This window comes from Domibacillus robiginosus (assembly GCF_000966195.1).
In the GTDB taxonomy this organism is placed as follows: Bacteria; Bacillota; Bacilli; order Bacillales; family Domibacillaceae; genus Domibacillus; species Domibacillus robiginosus.
Genome location: NZ_LAHL01000009.1, coordinates 312,672 through 331,867 on the forward strand (window position 1 = coordinate 312,672; position 19,196 = coordinate 331,867).

Annotated in this window: 19 protein-coding genes, 1 pseudogene and 1 other annotated feature; of the genes and pseudogenes, 2 read left to right on the forward strand and 18 right to left on the reverse strand. The window is 44.4% G+C overall.

Annotation, left to right across the window (positions count from 1 at the left end):
* Nucleotides 1–88: 88 nt before the first annotated feature.
* The 18 genes from mtnN to cymR all read right to left on the reverse strand — a co-directional run bounded on the left by mtnN (nt 89) and on the right by cymR (nt 17,067).
* Entirely contained in the window at nt 89–793 is a 705-nt protein-coding gene (gene mtnN, locus VP97_RS06735; protein WP_050180960.1) for a 5'-methylthioadenosine/S-adenosylhomocysteine nucleosidase, read from the reverse strand.
* A gap of 55 nt (nt 794–848) precedes the next feature.
* Nucleotides 849–1,511 carry a YrrS family protein gene (locus VP97_RS06740; RefSeq protein WP_050180961.1) on the reverse strand — a complete coding sequence of 221 codons (663 nt, stop codon included), beginning with the start codon at nt 1,509–1,511 and terminating at the stop codon, nt 849–851.
* A gap of 107 nt (nt 1,512–1,618) precedes the next feature.
* Complete coding sequence (greA, locus tag VP97_RS06745; RefSeq protein ID WP_050180962.1) at nt 1,619–2,095, reverse strand: transcription elongation factor GreA; 477 nt, start codon at nt 2,093–2,095, stop codon at nt 1,619–1,621.
* Between the two features lie 114 nt (nt 2,096–2,209).
* The gene (udk, locus tag VP97_RS06750) at nt 2,210–2,845 is read right to left on the reverse strand and encodes a uridine kinase (protein WP_050181005.1); all 636 of its coding nucleotides are present in this window, start codon (nt 2,843–2,845) and stop codon (nt 2,210–2,212) included.
* 5 nt (nt 2,846–2,850) lie between these two features.
* A complete protein-coding gene (locus tag VP97_RS06755; protein ID WP_050180963.1) occupies nt 2,851–4,122 on the reverse strand; it encodes a peptidase U32 family protein in 1,272 nt (423 codons plus the stop codon).
* 17 nt (nt 4,123–4,139) lie between these two features.
* Nucleotides 4,140–5,069, reverse strand: a complete 930-nt coding sequence (locus VP97_RS06760; protein WP_050180964.1) for a peptidase U32 family protein — start codon at nt 5,067–5,069, stop codon at nt 4,140–4,142.
* A complete protein-coding gene (locus VP97_RS06765; RefSeq protein ID WP_050180965.1) occupies nt 5,066–5,713 on the reverse strand; it encodes an O-methyltransferase in 648 nt (215 codons plus the stop codon). Before VP97_RS06765 ends, VP97_RS06760 begins: the two co-directional genes overlap by 4 nt.
* Nucleotides 5,714–5,826: 113 nt before the next feature.
* Complete coding sequence (mltG, locus tag VP97_RS06770) at nt 5,827–6,924, reverse strand: endolytic transglycosylase MltG (RefSeq protein WP_050180966.1); 1,098 nt, start codon at nt 6,922–6,924, stop codon at nt 5,827–5,829.
* A 98-nt stretch (nt 6,925–7,022) separates the two neighbouring features.
* Nucleotides 7,023–7,310 carry a DUF1292 domain-containing protein gene (locus VP97_RS06775; RefSeq protein ID WP_050180967.1) on the reverse strand — a complete coding sequence of 96 codons (288 nt, stop codon included), beginning with the start codon at nt 7,308–7,310 and terminating at the stop codon, nt 7,023–7,025.
* Nucleotides 7,311–7,324: 14 nt separating this feature from the next.
* On the reverse strand, nt 7,325–7,741 hold the full coding sequence (gene ruvX / locus VP97_RS06780) for a Holliday junction resolvase RuvX (RefSeq protein WP_050180968.1): 417 nt from the start codon (nt 7,739–7,741) through the stop codon (nt 7,325–7,327).
* Complete coding sequence (locus tag VP97_RS06785; protein ID WP_050180969.1) at nt 7,738–8,013, reverse strand: IreB family regulatory phosphoprotein; 276 nt, start codon at nt 8,011–8,013, stop codon at nt 7,738–7,740. Before VP97_RS06785 ends, ruvX begins: the two co-directional genes overlap by 4 nt.
* Before the next feature lie 80 nt (nt 8,014–8,093).
* A complete protein-coding gene (gene alaS / locus VP97_RS06790) occupies nt 8,094–10,724 on the reverse strand; it encodes an alanine--tRNA ligase (protein WP_050180970.1) in 2,631 nt (876 codons plus the stop codon).
* Nucleotides 10,725–10,789: 65 nt separating this feature from the next.
* Nucleotides 10,790–10,999, reverse strand: a binding site (T-box leader).
* A 50-nt stretch (nt 11,000–11,049) separates the two neighbouring features.
* Entirely contained in the window at nt 11,050–11,214 is a 165-nt protein-coding gene (locus VP97_RS24195; protein WP_245629850.1) for a hypothetical protein, read from the reverse strand.
* A gap of 48 nt (nt 11,215–11,262) precedes the next feature.
* Complete coding sequence (recD2, locus tag VP97_RS06800; protein WP_050180972.1) at nt 11,263–13,629, reverse strand: SF1B family DNA helicase RecD2; 2,367 nt, start codon at nt 13,627–13,629, stop codon at nt 11,263–11,265.
* A gap of 18 nt (nt 13,630–13,647) precedes the next feature.
* Nucleotides 13,648–14,304 carry a tetratricopeptide repeat protein gene (locus VP97_RS06805; protein WP_050180973.1) on the reverse strand — a complete coding sequence of 219 codons (657 nt, stop codon included), beginning with the start codon at nt 14,302–14,304 and terminating at the stop codon, nt 13,648–13,650.
* A gap of 69 nt (nt 14,305–14,373) precedes the next feature.
* Entirely contained in the window at nt 14,374–15,486 is a 1,113-nt protein-coding gene (gene mnmA / locus VP97_RS06810; protein ID WP_050180974.1) for a tRNA 2-thiouridine(34) synthase MnmA, read from the reverse strand.
* 15 nt (nt 15,487–15,501) lie between these two features.
* Complete coding sequence (locus VP97_RS06815) at nt 15,502–16,635, reverse strand: cysteine desulfurase family protein (RefSeq protein ID WP_050180975.1); 1,134 nt, start codon at nt 16,633–16,635, stop codon at nt 15,502–15,504.
* A 12-nt stretch (nt 16,636–16,647) separates the two neighbouring features.
* Nucleotides 16,648–17,067, reverse strand: coding sequence for a cysteine metabolism transcriptional regulator CymR (gene cymR / locus VP97_RS06820; RefSeq protein WP_050180976.1), 420 nt, complete (start codon nt 17,065–17,067; stop codon nt 16,648–16,650).
* 122 nt (nt 17,068–17,189) lie between these two features.
* On the opposite strand from cymR, the pseudogene VP97_RS06825 reads away from it, so the two are divergent.
* Together VP97_RS06825 and VP97_RS06830 are read left to right on the forward strand one after the other, a co-directional pair.
* Nucleotides 17,190–17,492, forward strand: a pseudogene (locus VP97_RS06825) (AAA family ATPase); the annotation flags it as partial.
* Between the two features lie 403 nt (nt 17,493–17,895).
* On the forward strand, nt 17,896–19,194 hold the full coding sequence (locus tag VP97_RS06830; RefSeq protein WP_050180978.1) for a site-specific integrase: 1,299 nt from the start codon (nt 17,896–17,898) through the stop codon (nt 19,192–19,194).
* Nucleotides 19,195–19,196: the final 2 nt, after the last annotated feature.

Below are 19,196 nucleotides of genomic sequence, written 5' to 3' on the forward strand. Positions count from 1 at the left end.
ATCATCATAATCACTGTTACATCTCTCCTTTTTCATCCGCCTTGTTTCTTACAAATACTTTAACATAAAATATACTTTTTTTGTTTGATTATTGCTCGTTTTGAAGCTGCGCCACGATTTTCATCACAAGGTTAGCAGAATGCAGCCCCGCTTTTGGCAAAAACTGTTCAAATGAAACATTGGATTCTTTTCCTGCAATATCTGAAAGCGCCCGGATCACAACGAACGGCACGCCAAATTGGTGAGCCACCTGCGCAATGGCAGCCGCTTCCATTTCAACGGCTTGAAGGCCAGGAAAAATTTCTCCAATCTCCTGTACACGCACCGGATCATTCATAAAGGAATCACCTGTTGCGATAAGTCCTTTTACTGTTTTTAGCTCCGTATCCTCTTTGGATGCTTTAAAGGCAATATCAACTAGTTGTTCGTCTGCTGCGAATGCGGCTGGGAGCTGTGGCACCTGGCCGTATTCATAACCAAAAGCCGTTACATCTACATCATGATGGCGGACTTCCGTTGAGATCACTACATCCCCTACCTGCAGTTCAGGAGACAAACCACCGGCTGAACCTGTATTGATGAGCACATCCGGTTTGAATTCATGAATTAATACGGCTGTTGTCATCGCCGCATTTACTTTGCCGATCCCCGAGCGAAGCAATACTGTTTCGACACCATGGAGCTGGCCAATCGTAAACTCGCTGCCGGCAATCATTGTCACTTCCGTATTTTGCATTTTACTGCGTAAAATCGTTACTTCTTCTTCCATTGCTCCAATAATCGCTGCTTTCATTTCATTGCACTCCCTTTATAAAATCCGTAAAAAAACCCGCCGGCAAAGCGGGTTTTTAGCGGCCTTTATCATTTTCTTCAAGCTCTTGCACTTTTGTCGGCTTCCAGCCCTCACCGTCTACCCATTCGATATATACGCGATACGCTTCATCCTGGTTTGATTTCGGCGATACTGTTCCAATTGCTCCTTGAGGGCCGTTTCCGCTAATGTACCATACAGTCATGTCTTCCTGTGGAATACCTGTTGCATAAGCCAGGGCTTGTTCTTTTTCCTCCCAGTCAGTTGAATCCATTTCAAATGAAGATGTATGCGCACCCGATTGAGTTGTACCTACACCCTCCCAGTTCGGATCCACAATCTCTTTTTCCACATTCGGTTCCGTACCTTCAGAAACCACTACTTCTTTTTCTTCGTCTGCTGATTCTTTCTCGGTTTCACTCGGTTCTTTTTCCTCCACCGGCTCCTCTGTTTCAGCCGGTTCCTCCGTTGTATCAGCAGCCTGCTCTTTTTCTGTTTCCTCATCGGAAACCGCGGTTGATTGATCTTGCTTTGTTTCCGGCGCTGTTTCCGGCGCTGCCGTTTCCTCGTCATTTCCACCTGCAAAGATGGTAAACCCAACGATGACAATAAGCAATACTACAACCGCAATAGCTGTATTTAAAATGCGATTTGTTTTTCTCCGCTTTGTTTTGCGCTCGGCACGCGACGATTGTTCCATTTGCTTCTCCTCCTCATTCCGCTTTCATTTTAACATGTCTCGTTTAACGGATAAATGTTTTTACGCAAAAAAGCGCAAAAGGCCTGCGCCTTTTGCGCTTTTTTATGTTAATCGATGGAAATGATTTTTACGTTCATTTCACCAGCAGGCGTTTGAACAATCACTTTATCGCCCACTCGTTTGCCGATCATGCTTTTGGCAATCGGTGAGTCGTTTGAAATTTTCCCTTCAAATGGATCCGCTTCCGCGCTTCCGACAATCGTGTAGCTTTCTTCTTCACCATCAGGAAGTTCAATGAATGTTACGGTTTTGCCAAGCGATACCTCATCAGCACTCATTTCACTCGCTTCGATAATCTTTGCGTTACGAATCATTGTTTCAATGGTACCGATTCGTCCTTCCACAAACGCCTGCTCTTCTTTTGCTGAGTCATACTCAGAGTTCTCTGACAGGTCGCCGAAGCTGCGGGCAATTTTAATACGCTCCACTACTTCTTTACGCTTAACTGATTTTAAATGCTCAAGTTCCTGCTCCAGCTTTTCTTTACCTTCCCGTGTCATCGGGTATACTTTTTCGTTCGACAACTTCTTCCACTCCTTTAATGTTCACCAAAAAAAGCACTTAAATATGAGCGCGCCCCTTCTACTTTAGAGAAGGCGCGCGTTTTTCCCATTGTATGCCTGTTTTCTAAAAACATACTATAAAATGTCTTTTTGTTCAAGAATTGTTTGTATTTTTGCAATTAATAAATCAATGGCAACTTTGTTTTCTCCGCCAATAGGAATAATCACATCTGCATATCGCTTTGTCGGCTCGATAAACTGATTGTGCATCGGGCGGACTACCTCTGTATACTGTTCTACAACGGAATCCAGTGACCGGCCTCGTTCTTTTGTATCACGCGTTAACCGGCGAATAAAACGCAAATCTGCATCTGTATCTACAAATAGTTTGATATCCATGAGGTCTCTCAGCCGCTCGTCCTCAAGAACAAGAATGCCCTCTAAAATAATGACATCGTTTGGCTCAAGGCGAATCGTTTCTGCGGAACGCGTATGCTTTGCATAATCATATACCGGCTTTTGAACCGGGCGGCCCTTGATCAGCTCATTTACCTGCTCGATCAGTAAGTCATTGTCGAATGCAAGCGGATGATCATAATTCGTTTTCAACCGCTCTTCAAATGTAAGATGCGATTGATCTTTGTAATAGTAATCCTGCTCAATCATCATAATTGAGCCACCTTGAAAAAAGTCATAAATCGCACGGGCAACGCTTGTCTTACCAGAGCCAGAGCCGCCCGCAACGCCGATAATGATCGGCTTTTTACTCATCAACCTCACAGCCCTTTCCGCATCATGTCATCTTTTGAAACAGGACGGTCTACTTTAAAACGAACAATTTGAAGCGGGTGACGTGCTGCATCCAGTTCATTTCCGTCTTCGTCCATAACCGTGCCTACTACCTGCTGGAATGTCTCCAATTTTGGACCAAAAAATTCTACTGTATCTCCCGGACGGAAAAAATTACGCTGCTGCAATGTGACCATTTGTGTTTCTTCATCGTAATCTACAACGAGTCCCGTAAAGTCATGGGATGCTTTTTTACCGTGAATACCGAAAAGCTGTTCGTCAGCTCCTGGTGTTCCGGCAAAAAATGCTGGTGCTGCCGGGCGATTTGCACATTTCTCCAGCTCTTCAAGCCATTCTTCTTTAATGGTAAAGTTTTCAGGATCTGCACAGTATGCATCAATGACTTTTCGATATACCCCAACGACTGTCGCTACATAGTGAATCGATTTCATACGTCCTTCAATTTTCAAGCTGTCAATACCAAGTTCAATCAGACCCGGAATAGACTGCAGCAGACGCAAATCTTTTGGACTCATCGCAAATGGTGAATCGCTTTCCTGGGTGATTGCTGTTTCTGTGCCATCTTCCATTTCTACCAGGTTATAATCCCAACGGCAAGACTGACAGCAGCCTCCGCGGTTGGAGTCACGGGCAGTCATATGGTTACTTAGTACACAACGGCCTGAGTAAGCAATACACATCGCTCCGTGAATAAATGTTTCAATTTCAATATCTACTTTTTCTTTCATCAGGCGCATTTCTTCCCCTGTTGTTTCACGGGCAAGTACAACACGGTCAAGACCTTCGTCTTTCCAGTATTTCACTGCGCGCCAGTTTGAAAGAGACTGCTGTGTACTCAAATGAACTTCCACATTTGGTGCTACACGGCGGCATGTTTCAATAATAAGCGGATCTGCTACGATAATACCGGTCACACCTGCTTCGCCAACCCCGCGCAGGTAGTCTTCCAGGCCATCGATATTTTCGTTATGGGCAAAAATGTTGGTGGTTACATACACTTTTGCTCCGTAAGCTTTAGCAAACGCAACGCCTTCTTTCATTTCTTCAAATGTAAAGTTACCAGCATTTGAGCGAAGGCCATACTCCTGTCCGCCGATATATACCGCATCTGCTCCGTAGCGGACGGCAATTTTCAATTTTTCAAGTGTTCCAGCCGGTGCCAAAAGCTCTGGCTTTTTCACAATGACCCGTTTGCCGTCAACAATCTCGGAGATCGCATCGTTTATCAATCCGTTCATTTCCGTTTCCTCCTTTGTTAATAAACCGTCTCTTTAAAGAAAAAGCCTGAGTCAAGTGGGCGATGCTCTGGCTGCAGTGCTTCTGCTGCCTCAAGCAGGCTGTTCTTTTCCTCATCATATTGGTCTGGGTCTTCAACACACAAATCAATGGCTTTTCGATACAATTTCGTTGCTTCAAGGCGGTATTCTTCTGTTTGAAGCACGCCGTCAATCTTAAAAGAGTCAATGCCTGCTTCAACAAGTTCCTGTAGTTCATCGATGATGCACATATCATTCGGACTCATAATATGGGTTCCGTTAGCATCTTCGTAAATAGGATATTTGTTGCTGCGTTCTGGGTCGTGAAGCAGCATATTTTTTGCACCCTGCCGCTTTTCGATCTCCAGGTTTTTACCCATATATTCAAAGTAGTGGCCTAAAAGGGGCCGCTTTGATTGAAACATGCATGTCATCCCGTGAACCTGCACTTCAATTTGAACGTCCGCCTGTTCTTTTGTTTCAATGACTGCATCCATGCTGAGTTCCCGTGCAAGCACGGCACGGGCCGCCCCTCGTTTGCCCCAGTAGTTTGCTGTGTAATAATTGGTCGCCGTTGTTTCCGGATTCCAGTGCAGGGGAATTTCCACGCCTGTTTCGCGAACCGCCATAATCACTGCCGGATCACCGAACACGATCGCATCCGCACCTGCTTGCTTTAAAAACATTACATAGTCGTCCAGTTCGTTCGCGATATGATTATGAAAAATTGCATTAACCGCCACATACACTTTTTTACTGTGTTCATGTGCAATACGAATAGATTCCTTAATCTCTTCGCGGGTAAACTCACCTGCAAGGCGCAGTCCATAACGCTGCTCTCCAATAAGAAAAGCATCCGCACCTGCTTTTATTTGTTTGACCAGTTCATCAACACTGCCTGGTGTTACGAGCAATTCTGGTTTTTTCATTTTTCTTCACTCCGTTTTATGCTGATGGCAATTCCATCACCGGCCGGGATAATGGATGTATCATATCCAGGATGAGCCATCAGCCATTCATTATAATCTGTAATTTTTTGTACCATTTTCTCAAGTCGTTTCGACGGTGCCTCTATTCCAGCAGCGTACCCTTTAAACAACACGTTGTCTGAATAAATAACGCCGCCCGGCTTTAGCATCGGTTCGTATAATTCAAAAAAGCGGCGATACTGTCCTTTTGCCGCATCGATAAAGATGGCGTCAAACGGTCCGTCTTCCGCTGCCTGTTCCGCTAGTTCAAGCGCATCGCCTAACAGGATTCGGATCCGGCTTTGCTCGCCTGACTGGCTGATGTATTGAGTGGCTTTATCAAATCGTTCTTCATCACGCTCAAGCGTTGTAATGTGAAGCCCGGGAACCGCTGTTGCCATCCGCAGAGCCGAATACCCGATCGCTGTGCCAATCTCAAGCAGGCGGCCTGGTTTTTGCAGCTTCATCGCTGCTAAAAGCGTGTCCATGCCAACCGGCTCCATAATCGGAACGTGATGCTCGGCCGCATATTGCTCCATTTCTGCGAGCAGGCCGGTCCGTGGCTGAAGCAAGGACTCAATGTAGCCATGTATATTGTCGTTCATGGTAGTAATACCCTCTTTTCTAAGAAAAAGAGAAAGCTATGAAAGCTTTCCCGTGTCTTTTTGCGCCCGAACTATTTTATCATAAAAAGCGCGGAAAATCTATGTGCGCTTTTTTACTGAGCGTTTGTGATATATTTTGCTTTTAATTTATTGTGTTCTTCGAGTGTTTTCGAATAATATACATCTCCTGCCGGTGAAGCAAGGAAGTAAAAGAAGTCTGTTTGCTCTGGTGACAGCACGGCCTCCATCGAGTCAATTCCACTGTTGCCAATCGGACCGGGCGTTAAGCCTTTTACTTTGTACGTATTATATGGAGAATCCACCTCGAGGTCTGCGTATAGAACCCGGTCTTTATGCTCTCCTTTCGCATACAGCACTGTCGGATCTGTTTGCAGCGGCATATCAGCTTTCATTCGATTATAAAACACACTGGCAATTTTTTTCCGGTCTGTTTTGCCTGTTGCTTCTTCCTCTACCAGCGAAGAAAATGTTAAGAATTGGTGAACGGTCATACCTGATGCTTGAATCTGTGCAGAATAACCCTGTATGACTTCGTCCATTTTGGCAATCATTTCTTCTGCAATCTCTTCAACCGGCTTTTCCGGATCCTCAACATCATATGTCGCCGGATACAAATATCCTTCAAGCGGATATCGGATTTTTTCACTCATCACTTCATTTGTTACAAGTGACGGATGATTTGTCATCATTTTATTGATAAAGGCTTCACTGTTTAGTACAGCCAGTACATCTTCTGCTTCCCGGTTTGTTTGAGCGGCAATCAGCTCCGCGATCTGAACCAGCTGATAGCCTTCCGGAATGGCTAAGCTGCCCTCTCCCAGTACTTTCCCTTCTTTTAAGGAGGCCATAATAGCGTCAGGGGTCATAGAAGGCGACAACACATATTCTCCCGCCTGAAAATCACCTTCGCCTTTGTATTTTACATAGTACTTAAACAACATCGCATTTTTTACAATCCCTTTATCTTCCAGCATCTGCGAAATAGAAGACAGGCTTGATCCAAGCGGAATCGACACTTCTACTTTTTGATCATTTCCTGCATCAGCAGGACCTGATGCGCTCTGCCAGACATAGTAAGCCCCAGCCGCCAGTGCTGCTGCCAGCAGCAGAAGGACAAAAAACATTGTTAAAACCGCTCTTTTCAACCGCCTTTTACGTCCTGAAGGCGGCAGAAAAACATCATTCGACATAAAAATCCCCTTTCGACACCATTTTCTTTTTATAGTATACAAGAATGATGCCTAAAAGAAAAAGAACAGGCGCTTATTTTGCCGCCTGTTCCTGCTCATTATTCTTGTTCTTCGTCATCAAGAAATGTATTAAGCATTTCTTCGATCATTTCCCACTCTTCATCTGATTCAATCGGCTGAAGCTCACCATCTTCGCCTTCATCACCTGGTGTGAAAGAAGAAGCGTGAATTTCAATTTCTTCATTGTCATCTTCTTCTGCACCTACCGGGAAATAAAGCACGTAGGATTTGTCAAATTCATCGTTGTGAAAAGTAAACAAAACTTCACAAAGCTGTTCATTACCGTTTTCGTCAATTACTGTGATTTGCTTTTCACCATGTTCCATTAATGGTCACCTCATCATTTTTGACTGTCGAGATATCCTTGTAGAATCATCACCGCAGCCATTTTATCAATTACTTTTTTTCTTTTTTTCCGGCTTACATCCGCATCAATAAGCACTCGTTCTGCTGCCATGGTTGTCAGCCGCTCATCCCAGAGTACAACCGGAAGGCCAAAGGAATCTTCTAAAAGACCCGCAAACATCTTTGCAGCTTCTCCTCGTGGCCCTATTGTATTATTCATGTTTTTTGGAAAGCCGACAACAAATTTGCTCACTTCATGCTCCTGCACAAGCTCGCCGATCCGTTCAAGACCAAATTCGCCTGCCGCTTCATCAATCTTTATCGTTTCAATGCCTTGTGCTGTCCAGCCAAACGCATCGCTGATGGCAATGCCGATTGTTTTTGTGCCGGCGTCAAGGCCCATTGTTCTCATGATGTAGGTTCCTCCTGCTGTTCCTTCAGGTACGTTTTGACAAGTTCCTCAATAATTTCGTCCCGTTCAAGCCGGCGAATTAAATTCCTTGCATCATTGTGACGCGGAATATAAGCCGGGTCTCCGGAAAGCAAATAGCCGACAATTTGATTGATCGGATTGTACCCTTTTTCTTCCAGCGCGCCATGAACTTTCAGCAGCACTTCTCTTACATTTTCCTCATACGGCTCTTCAGGAAAGTTGAACCGCATCGTCTTGTCAAAAGAACTCACTGTCAGCACCTCACTTCAGGCGGATTCTTGATATCCGCTTCTGTACGATATGTTTCATTGTACAACAAATGACAACATATTCAAATGGATTTAACCCAGTCTGCGGCAATTTGCAATGCTTCGTCAATTTTCGATGGGTCTTTTCCACCTGCCTGCGCCATATCTGGACGGCCGCCCCCGCCCCCGCCAAGACATCCGGCTACTTCTTTAACCAGTTTCCCAGCATGGAAGCCTTTTTGAGTTAAGTCGCCTGTAACAGCTGTCACAACATTTACTTTGCCGTCTGCTTCGGCAAGCAGTACAATCACACCTGGTGTAACTTTTTGTTTTAACTCATCTGCCATTGTACGAAGAGCATTCATATCAGCCGCCTGTACATTTGCTGCCAGAAGCTGCACGCCATTGACTGTTTGAATGTTATCCGTGAGGCTGCCTGCTTCTATGTTTGACAATTTCTTTGAAAGTGATTCATTTTCACGCTGCAGTTCGCGCATTTCTGCCTGCAGGCTCTCTGCTTTTGTTAGAATATCTTTCGGATTGGATTTGAGCTTCGCTGCTGCTTCTTTTAAAATGGCTGCCTGCTCATTCAAGAAGCGGAATGCACCTTCACCTGTCACGGCTTCAATCCGACGGGTTCCTGCACCGATGCCGCTCTCAGATAAAACTTTAAACAAACCGATTTCCGCTGTATTCACAACATGGCATCCGCCGCAAAGCTCAAGGCTGTAATCGCCAACTGAAACAACCCGGACAATATCGCCGTATTTCTCGCCGAACAGGGCCATTGCTCCCATCGCTTTTGCTTCTGCAATCGGCTTAAATGCTGTTTCCACTGCGATGCCCTGCCAGATCTTTTCATTTACGATCGTTTCAACCTGAGCAATCTCATCTGCTGTTACCTGTCCGAAATGAGAAAAGTCAAAACGAAGGCGGTCTGTTTCAACAAGAGAACCCGCCTGGTTTACATGCGCGCCAAGCACATCTTTTAATGCCTGGTGCATTAAGTGTGTAGCTGTATGATTTTTAATAATTTTACCGCGTGACAACACATCCACCTTTGCCGTAACAGCACTGCCGACTGACAATGTTCCGCTTTCAACCACTGCATTGTGTATGTTTTGGCCGTTTGGCGCTTTTTGAACGTCTTTTACTATGATGCGCACTGTTTCCGATTCTATAATTCCTTTATCGGCAATTTGACCGCCGCTTTCCGCATAAAACGGTGTTTCTTTTAAAATAAATTGAATTTCTTCGCCTTCATGGACTTCATCAGTCAGGTCGCCGTCCTTTATCAAAACCGCTACTGTAGTCTCTACAGTCAGCCGGTCATATGTGAAGGTACTTTCCTCTTTCACAGACGACAGCACGCCACCCTGCACCTGCATAGAATCAGTATCCTGGCGGGCGGCACGGGCACGTTCACGCTGCTGCTGCATCTCACGCTCAAAACCATCATGGTCTGCTTTCATGCCTTCTTCTTCAGCATATTCTTCCGTCAGCTCAACGGGGAAGCCATACGTATCGTACAAACGGAACACATCTGCGCCGTCAATTGTATCGGAACCTGCTGCTTTTGCTTTTTGGATAACAGATGAAAGAATTGCCAGTCCTTCATTTAGCGTTTCATGGAAACGCTCTTCTTCGTTTTTAATGACTTTTTGAATGAATGCCGTTTTTTCTGTTACCTCCGGATAATAATCATTCATCACCTCACCAACAACCGGTACAAGCTCGTACATAAATGGACGATTGATACCAATTTGTTTTGCATAGCGTACAGCACGGCGAAGCAGACGGCGAAGTACGTAGCCGCGGCCTTCGTTTGAAGGCAATGCTCCGTCGCCAATCGCAAATGCTACAGTCCGGATATGGTCAGCAATCACTTTAAATGCTGTGTCTTTCTCAGCATCTACTCCATATTGTTCACCTGAAATCCGCTCTGTTTCGCGAATGATCGGCATAAAAAGATCCGTATCAAAGTTAGTCGGCACATTTTGGACAACAGAAGCCATCCGCTCAAGACCCATACCTGTATCAATATTTTTCTTTGGAAGCGGCGTATACGTGCCATCCGGATTATGGTTAAATTCAGAGAATACAAGATTCCATACTTCTAAATAACGGTCATTTTCACCGCCGGGATAAAGTTCTGGATCGTTTTCATCATCTCCATATTCGGCGCCACGGTCATAAAAGATTTCCGTATTTGGACCGGATGGACCTTCACCGATATCCCAGAAATTCCCCTCCAAACGAATAATCCGTTCATCGGGCACACCCACTTCATTTTTCCAAATAAGATACGCTTCCTCATCTTCTGGATGAATCGTAACAGACAGTTTTTCTGGATCAAAACCGATCCATTTTTTATCCGTCAGAAATTCCCACGCCCAGTGAATCGCTTCCGTTTTAAAATATTCACCGATTGAGAAGTTTCCGAGCATTTCAAAAAATGTGTGGTGACGCGCTGTTTTACCGACATTTTCAATATCATTTGTGCGGATGGATTTTTGCGCGTTCGTAATACGTGGATTGTCTGGAATAATACGTCCATCGAAGTATTTTTTTAATGTCGCTACCCCGCTGTTAATCCAGAGCAAGCTTGCATCATCAATCGGTACAAGCGGTGCACTTGGCTCAACACGGTGCCCTTTTTCCTGGAAAAAGTCTAAATAGAGGCGGCGAATCTCCGCTCCAGTTAATGTTTTCATGATTAAAATCCTCCTTATCGTATGTATGCAACCGAAAAAAGACAGCAAAAAAAGCCCCATCCCCTAACAGGGACGAAGCTTGTTCGCGGTACCACCCTGATTGCTAATTTCATAAAAGAAATCGGCCTCTCAAAACGCCTTAACGCGGCATACGGCAGTGTTTGCTGCACTCAGGACCCAGCTTTCCATCATTCTTCATCCGAAATATTTCTCAGCCATGAATATTTCTCTCTTTGGATGGGCTATGATGTACTCCTGTCCTTCTTCGATTTGTCACAATTCATATACCCGAATTATAAAAAGGAATAGGACATTTGTCAATGACTCAAGACCAGTCATCAATTTGAACGAGTGTCCCATCTTCTTCTACCTGGTGAATCACAAGGCCGCCTTCAAGCTCAGACATTTCTACACAGCAGTCATGACAGTAATAATGATCAGAACCGATACGACCTACTTCCCGGCTTCCACAGTTCGGACATGATTGCACGATGATCCCTCCTGTTTTTGCCATCAGTATGTCCGCAAAAACAGATTCTTATACCACCATAAAGTCAAATGGAGTAACGTTTTCCATACCGATCATCGGATCAATCGACATCCATGTATCTTCTGTCAGCTCTCCCGCACCTTTATCGAGTGTTTCTTTCCCGGAAAGACGCTCTGCAAGACCTGTTTTCCGTACCAGGTCATCGTTACGGGCAATGCCGATTCGAAACGCTTCCTCCTCGCCACACAAGATTAAAAACTGACGACTTCTTGTAATGGCGGTGTACAGCAGGTTTCGGCGCAGCATGCGATAATAGCTTTTAACGACCGGTAATATGACAATTGGAAATTCACTTCCCTGCGATTTATGGATCGAACAGCAAAACGCATGTGTAATTTGATTTAAATCATTGCGTGTATAGGTTACTTCATTGCCTTCGTATGAAACAATAACCATGTCTTCTTTTTCTGTGTTTTCCTTGGCATAAAAGATAGACACAATCTCGCCAATGTCACCATTGAATACATTTTGTTCCGGCTGGTTGACAAGCTGCAGCACCTTGTCGCCAATTCGATAGGTAACGGGGCCAAACGCGAGTTCCTTCCGCCGGCCATCTTCATTCGGATTCAGCACCTGCTGCAAAACCTCATTTAATTTATCGATTCCGGCAGGTCCTTTGTACATAGGTGCCAGCACTTGAATATCGCGCGGCTCATATCCTTTTCCCGCCGCATTTTTGACGACTTTCTCAATCGCATCAGCAATTTGTCCGGTTCCACAGCGGATAAAGGAGCGGTCTTTCTGTGGATTTGTCAGCGTATCTGGGACCACGCCGTCTTTTATGCTGTGCGCCAGGCTGATGATGGAAGAGCCTTCTTCCTGGCGATAGATATCAGTCAGCCGCACGGATGGAATCGCGCCGGATGCCAGCATGTCTTTTAACACCTGGCCCGGCCCAACTGATGGCAGCTGATCTTCATCCCCTACCAATATTACCTGCATATCATCCGGCACCGCTTTAAACAGCTGATGGGCGAGCCATATATCTACCATTGATGTTTCATCTACAATAAGAAGACGTCCTCCAATTGCATTGCCTTCTTCTTCTGGATCTTCCTGTCCGTTAAATCCAAGAAGTCGGTGGATGGTCACAGCAGGAAGACCGGTAGATTCCATCATTCGCTTTGCTGCGCGGCCTGTCGGTGCACAAAGCTTAATGGGGAAAGGATTGTCTTTATCGTATGTTTTTGAGTCCAGAGATAAGCCATGAAGTTCACCATACAACTCTACTATCCCTTTAATGACTGTTGTTTTTCCCGTTCCAGGACCGCCAGTTAAAATCATGACCGGTGAGGTGAGAGCGGTTTGAATGGCTTCCTTTTGAGAGGGTGCATAGGAAATGCCTGTCCGGTCTTCGAGTTCACCGAGCGCAAGCAAAAACTCCGACTCAGGAAACGAGTGAGACTCCTGCTTCATTATCCGCTGCACATTTGTGACCATCCCTTTTTCTGAAAAATAAAGAGACGGCATATAAACCCGCTGCTCTTCTCCCGCCACCTTGCCTTCTTCCTCAAGCTCAATCAGCCGTTTGGCAATCGCTTCAAATTCAGCTGTGCCGTTTGCACTTTTATCAAGCAGCTCCTTAACGTTTTTCAACAGATCTTCCGCTTCTATATAGCAGTGTCCATCTTGAAGACACTGCTGTTCAAGTGAGTATAAAATGGCCGCCTTCAACCGGTCAGGATGCCCTCCACTAATGCCAATTTGAGCACCAATTTCATCGGCCCGGATAAAACCGATCCCTTCAATGTCTTCTACGAGCCGATATGGATTTTCCTGAATGGCGTTTAATGACTCCTCATAGTACATTTGGTAAATTTTCATGGACAGCTGCGGGCCAAAGCCGAATTCATTCAATGCAACCATGATTTGCTCGAGTCCTTGATGCTTCATCAGCGTATCGTATAACACTTCTGCTTTTTCAGCCGGCAAACGCGGAACCTGCTGCAGGCAGCTTTTGTCCGCAATAATTTTAGATATAGCCTGCTCCCCCAGCGTCTCCACAATCGACTCGGCCGTTTTTTTGCCGATGCCTTTAAACAAGTCCCCAGATAAATAAGCCACAAGCCCCTGCTTCGTCTGCGGCATTTCTTTTTGGGCAGTGCGGGCAATAAACTGCCGGCCAAACTTCGGATGGTCTTTGAAGTGGCCGCGAAATTCGTACATTTCATGCTCATGAACCGCAGGAAAGTACCCGGTTACTACTGCTTCTTTTTCATCGTATGTGCCATCCGTTTCAGCCACGCGGACGCGAAGAACAGTATAAAAGTTTTCGTTATTCCGAAAAATCGTCACGATATGCCGGCCTTTTAAAAACTGCTCTCCTTCTGTAAATAAATCCCGTTTTTCCTGCACGGTGCTGACCACCTCTTTTTATTCCGTTTTTTCCAGCATTTTTTTCCCGTAGCCCGCCAGCATATGGTCCGGCTGAATCTCTAACGCCCGATCAAAAAACTCGGCTGCTTTTTCGGCTTCTTCATAATGGCCTGCATATAAAACACCAAGATTATAAAAAGCATCGGCATGATCCGGGTCCTGTTTTACGACTTGCTGCAGATTTTTTTCCGCTTCTTCGTATTGCTCTGTTTTCGCAAGTGCCAGCGCAAACTGAAAACGCGCTTCGACATCTTCTCCGTCCAGCTCTACTGCACGCATTAAATAGGGCAGCGCCATAACGGTTTGATCTAAATATAAAAAAGACAGGCCCAGCATAAAGTAAGCATCCGCTTCCTCCATTCCACTCCGAATTGCTCTCTCAAAACGCTGTGCTGCTTCTTCAAAACGCTCATTTGTAAAACAAAAAGAGCCAAGTGCATATTGGGCTGCACTCGAATCAGGAGCGACTTCAACCGCTTTTTGATAAAATTTCAACGCCCGTTCCGCATCGTTCATTTCTGCCAGCACGTGGCCGAAATTAATATAAGCAGCCGGATCTTCTGGCTTTTCTTCAATTTGCTCGGTAAAAAGCTTTAGTGCTTCCTCCCATTTTCCTTCCTGCAACAATTCAATACCCTGCTGATTTTTATCCATATGAAGCCTCCCATTTTTTCTTTATTATAACAAAGAAAACCGCTCCACGTAGAGAGGAGCGGACTGCATTCAGCCGACATAATCGAGCTGTTTGTTTTCTTTATATACTTTATCGATTGTTCCGCCGCCAAGACAAACATCTCCGTCATACAGTACAACCGCCTGACCCGGTGTAATGGCACGAACTGGCTCATCAAAAACGATTCGCGCTGTGCCGTTACCCGTTTGTGTAACCGTTACACCTGTATCCGCCTGACGGTAACGGAATTTCGCGGTGCAATGGAACGTTTCTGGCATCGGTTCATTTGTAGTGAACCCAACTTGTACGGCTTCGAGTGAATCAGAATAAAGCGATTCATGGTGAAAGCCCTGTACAACATACAGCTCGTTTGTTTCTAAGTTTTTGCCGCCGACAAACCACGGTTCGCCACTGCCGCCAATACCAAGACCATGACGCTGTCCGATTGTGTAGTACATGAGCCCATCATGACGGCCCATTTTGCGGCCGTCAAATGTCACCATATCCCCCGGCTGAGCCGGAAGGTACTGGCCTAGAAATTCTTTGAAATTTCGCTCGCCGATAAAGCAGATACCCGTTGAATCTTTTTTTGCAGCCGTTGCAAGCCCTGCTTCTGCCGCCAATTCCCGCACCCGTTTTTTCTCAAGCTCCCCAATCGGGAACATGACTTTTTCCAGCTGGCTTTGAGACAGCTGATTTAAAAAGTATGTTTGATCCTTATTGTTGTCTACACCACGAAGCATTTTCACTTCATCGCCAGAACGGTCAATACGGGCGTAATGGCCGGTTGCCAGGTAATCAGCGCCCAGCTTCATCGCATGGTCAAGAAAGGCTTTGAATTTAATTTCTTTGTTGCACATAACATCCGGATTCGGCGTCCGGCCCGCTTTATATTCATCCAAAAAGTAGGTAAATACTTTGTCCCAGTACTGTTTTTCAAAATTCACTGCATAATAAGGAATGCCAATTTGGTTGCAGACACGGATCACGTCGTCATAATCTTCAGTAGCAGTGCATACACCAAATTCATCTGTATCATCCCAGTTTTTCATAAAAATGCCGACAACGTCATACCCTTGTTGTTTTAATAAAAGCGCTGCTACTGAAGAATCAACGCCTCCTGACATACCGACGACAACACGGGTGTCTTTCGGTGCTTTCATTGCTTCATCCTCTTTCTATTGAAGCCGCCTCGCGATTTTCGCGGTTTCTAGCGCGGCTTGTTCAATTTGTTTCATTGTATTGTTAAACCCAAAGCTGAATCGGATTGATGAGCGAAGTTTAGGTGAATCCTCTCCAAACATGGCCGTCAACACATGCGACGGCTCAATCGAACCGGCTGTACAAGCTGACCCGCTTGATGCTGCAATACCGGCCATATCGAGGTTCACTAAAAATGCTTCTACATCTGTTTTGGGAAAAAATAAGTTTAGCACATGCGGAAGCGATTGTTCAACTTTACTGTTTACAACAAACGAAACCCCCTGCTCGGCAAGTGTTTCGATAAAACGCTGTTTCATTTCCAGGTAACGGACTGCTCGCTCTTCCCGCGTTTTCTCTGCGATTTCAGCCGCTTTCGCCATACCAGCAATGGCCGCTGTGTTTTCTGTTCCTGCACGGCGTTTCCGTTCCTGTTCACCTCCGTACAAAAGCGGAGCAATAACAGTGCCCGGTTTGATGTAAAGAGCGCCAATCCCTTTTGGTCCGTTGATTTTGTGCCCTGATACGGCGAGAAAATCAACGTTTAACTTTTTTACATCAATGGGTAAAATGCCATATGCCTGTACCGCATCTGTGTGAAAAAGAGCAGGGTGGCCGGCAAGTAAGCGGCCGATCTCCTCAATCGGCTGGACCGCCCCTGTTTCGTTATTACCGTACATAACAGAAACAAGAATGGTGTCGTCGCGCAGAGCCGCTTCTACTGCCGAAACCGATATTACGCCCGCTTCATTTACGGGTAAATATGTTACATCAAAGCCTTCTTTTTCAAGCTCCTCGCATGCATGCAAAACCGCGTGATGTTCAATAACGGTTGTAATAATGTGACCCGCCCCTTTAGCACGTGCTGTACCAAAAATGGCCATATTGTCTGCTTCTGTGCCGCTTCCTGTAAAAATGATATCATTAAATCCAGCTCGAATGGTGCCAGCAATAACCGTTCTTGCTTCATCGACTACCCGGCGCGATTCCCGGCCAAACGAATGAATGCTAGATGGGTTTCCATAAGTCTCAGTTAAAATGCCTGCCATCACTGCGGCCGCTTCTGGATGAACCGGCGATGTCGCTGCATGATCTAAATAAATTCGCTCCATATTGACACCCCGTTAAATATAAAACATATATGCATCAGATTCACCAGTTACAGTGTGGTTTGCCAGGTCATCGAGTGTTGTATTCTCTAGCACACCCTTGATCGCTTCGCTAATCCGGATCCAAAGCTCCCGTTTAGCCGGTTCTTCTTCTTCAATTCCTTCAACAAGCGTAATCGGTCCTTCCAGTACCCGGATAATATCACCTGCTGTAATGTCCTGCGGCTCGTGTCCCAATACATATCCGCCGTAAGCACCGCGGATACTGCGAACAAAACCTGCATTGCGAAGCGGCGCAATCAACTGCTCAAGGTAGTGTTCCGATAAATCATGAGCCCCGGCAATCACACGAAGGGAAGTCGGTCCTTCGCCGTGACGTTTGGCCAGTTCAATCATAATCGTCAGTCCGTATCTTCCTTTGGTTGAGATTCTCATTTATTTGTGCCTCATTTCTTCTTTAATCCAATTATCCGTATAGTATATCACTTTATAGGAACAAAAAACATGCCGGAATACTCGGGATATGATAAAGTGAATCTACCAAATGAGAAAGAGGGATTCATATGAAGCCGCTCGCCTACCGAATGAGACCGCGCACGATTGATGAGGTAGCCGGCCAGGAACACTTAACAGGTGAAGGCAGAATCATCAGGCGGATGACAGAAGCTAAAAAACTGTCTTCGATGATTTTATACGGCCCGCCGGGAACTGGCAAAACGTCGATTGCAAGTGCCATTGCAGGCACCACACAGTATGCGTTTCGCATGCTCAATGCCGTGACCAGCAACAAAAAAGATATGGAAATTATCGCAGCGGAAGCGAAAATGTCCGGAACTGTCATTTTGCTTTTAGATGAAGTACTTGTATAACGGTATCTGGTTTAAATATGTTATCTGGTTCAAAATAACACGCTTATAAAGTATGCCCAGTTAATCCCTTCATTAAAGAAGGGATTTTTTTATTCTCAAATACAGTATCCAGCAGAAACGTTTCTACTATAGAGAATGAAATTTTGCTTTTTAAAAAAAGCACTAATAATAATGAAGAAAAAAATATATTTTTCAGAATAAAAACTTTGTATAACGATATTAATAATTAACTAAAAATATATGTTTTTATGTAGTTCAATCCTTATATAGTAAAATATAAAATTTTTATCCATAAAAAGATATTTCAGGTAAAAAAGGTGTTGTTTACAAACCAAAGTTTTGCTACGCTAATTGTGAATTGAACATAAACCCTAAGAGACCGGAGTTGACTAGATTGCTGGTTACGAATTACAAATTTGTAGTGAAAGAGTACAATACATACCACTACATAAACGGAAAGACTTTTAGTGAGAAAGCAATTGGCATTGGAATAAAAGATGAAATAACAGGGAAAGTTTTCCCTTCCCCTCTTACCAACTTCATAAGAGGAAAGTATAGAAGTAAATCAAAATCTTTAAGTTCACAAAGGAATGCAGCATCTGAGCTCACAAAGTTTTTGAATTTCGTAAGAGAACAAACTGAAAATGGCAACATTGAATTCCAAATACTAAGCACTAAGGGCCTCTTTGGCTTAAAGCGTGCTCATGCTGCTCAATACATAACTTTCTTATCCCTAAGAGCGAGACAAGAAGAACTTTCTTCAGAATATGTATATCGGATAGAGAAATACATATTAAGCTTTTATCTGTGGTTGGCTGCTAACCATATTATTGAGGAGCAGATAAGTGTAGAAGAGGGCTCCCCATTTGATGATTTGGAGCTAGGAACCATCTATCCAGGAAGAAACGAAAAGCTTCCAGAGAAATTAGTGGATTTTGGTGAAAATCGAAATGAACTTGTGGAGAAATTTATTAAAGTAGCTCAAGATGTTTCTCCAGACATTGTACTGGGCGTTTGCTTTCAGTTTTTTGGAGGGTTGAGGACTGGAGAAGTTGTGAATTTGACTAAAGACGCAATAACTTCACCCTATTATTGGGATGATAAGGGATTTGGTGAAAACAAATTTATTCTACAAGTCAGAGAAAGACACCAACAATTATTTAAGGGTAAAAACAATCTTCAGCATGAAGGGGTAAAGAGACCTCGCAATCAGGCCCTCCTTACTAACCCTCTTCTTTCTCAAGTTTATAAGGAACATAAGCTGTTTTTAAAAAGATTGGAAAACCGAAATATTATTAAAAACAATGACGCACTATTTATTACAAAAAGAACAGGTGAAGCAATGTCAGGAAAAACTTACAAAGAACAATTTAACAAGGTAAAATCAATGTTTCTGAAAAGCTTAAGCAAGGAAAAACGAATAGATGATTACCTATTCCTTACAGATAAAAGATGGTCTACACACATTGGAAGAGGTATTTTCACGAATTTTCTTCTTGAAATGGATGCCAGTATTCCAGAAATAGCAATAGCAAGAGGTGATAAAAATTTAAGCTCGGTAATGAGCTATGTAGAAGAAAAAAACGCCGTGAAACTAACTCAAGAAGCTATAGATGATATTCGAATGGCTGCAGAAAATCAACAGGCAACAATTGACAAAAAAATCACAGCAAAATTTAGCTTAGGAGATTGAAA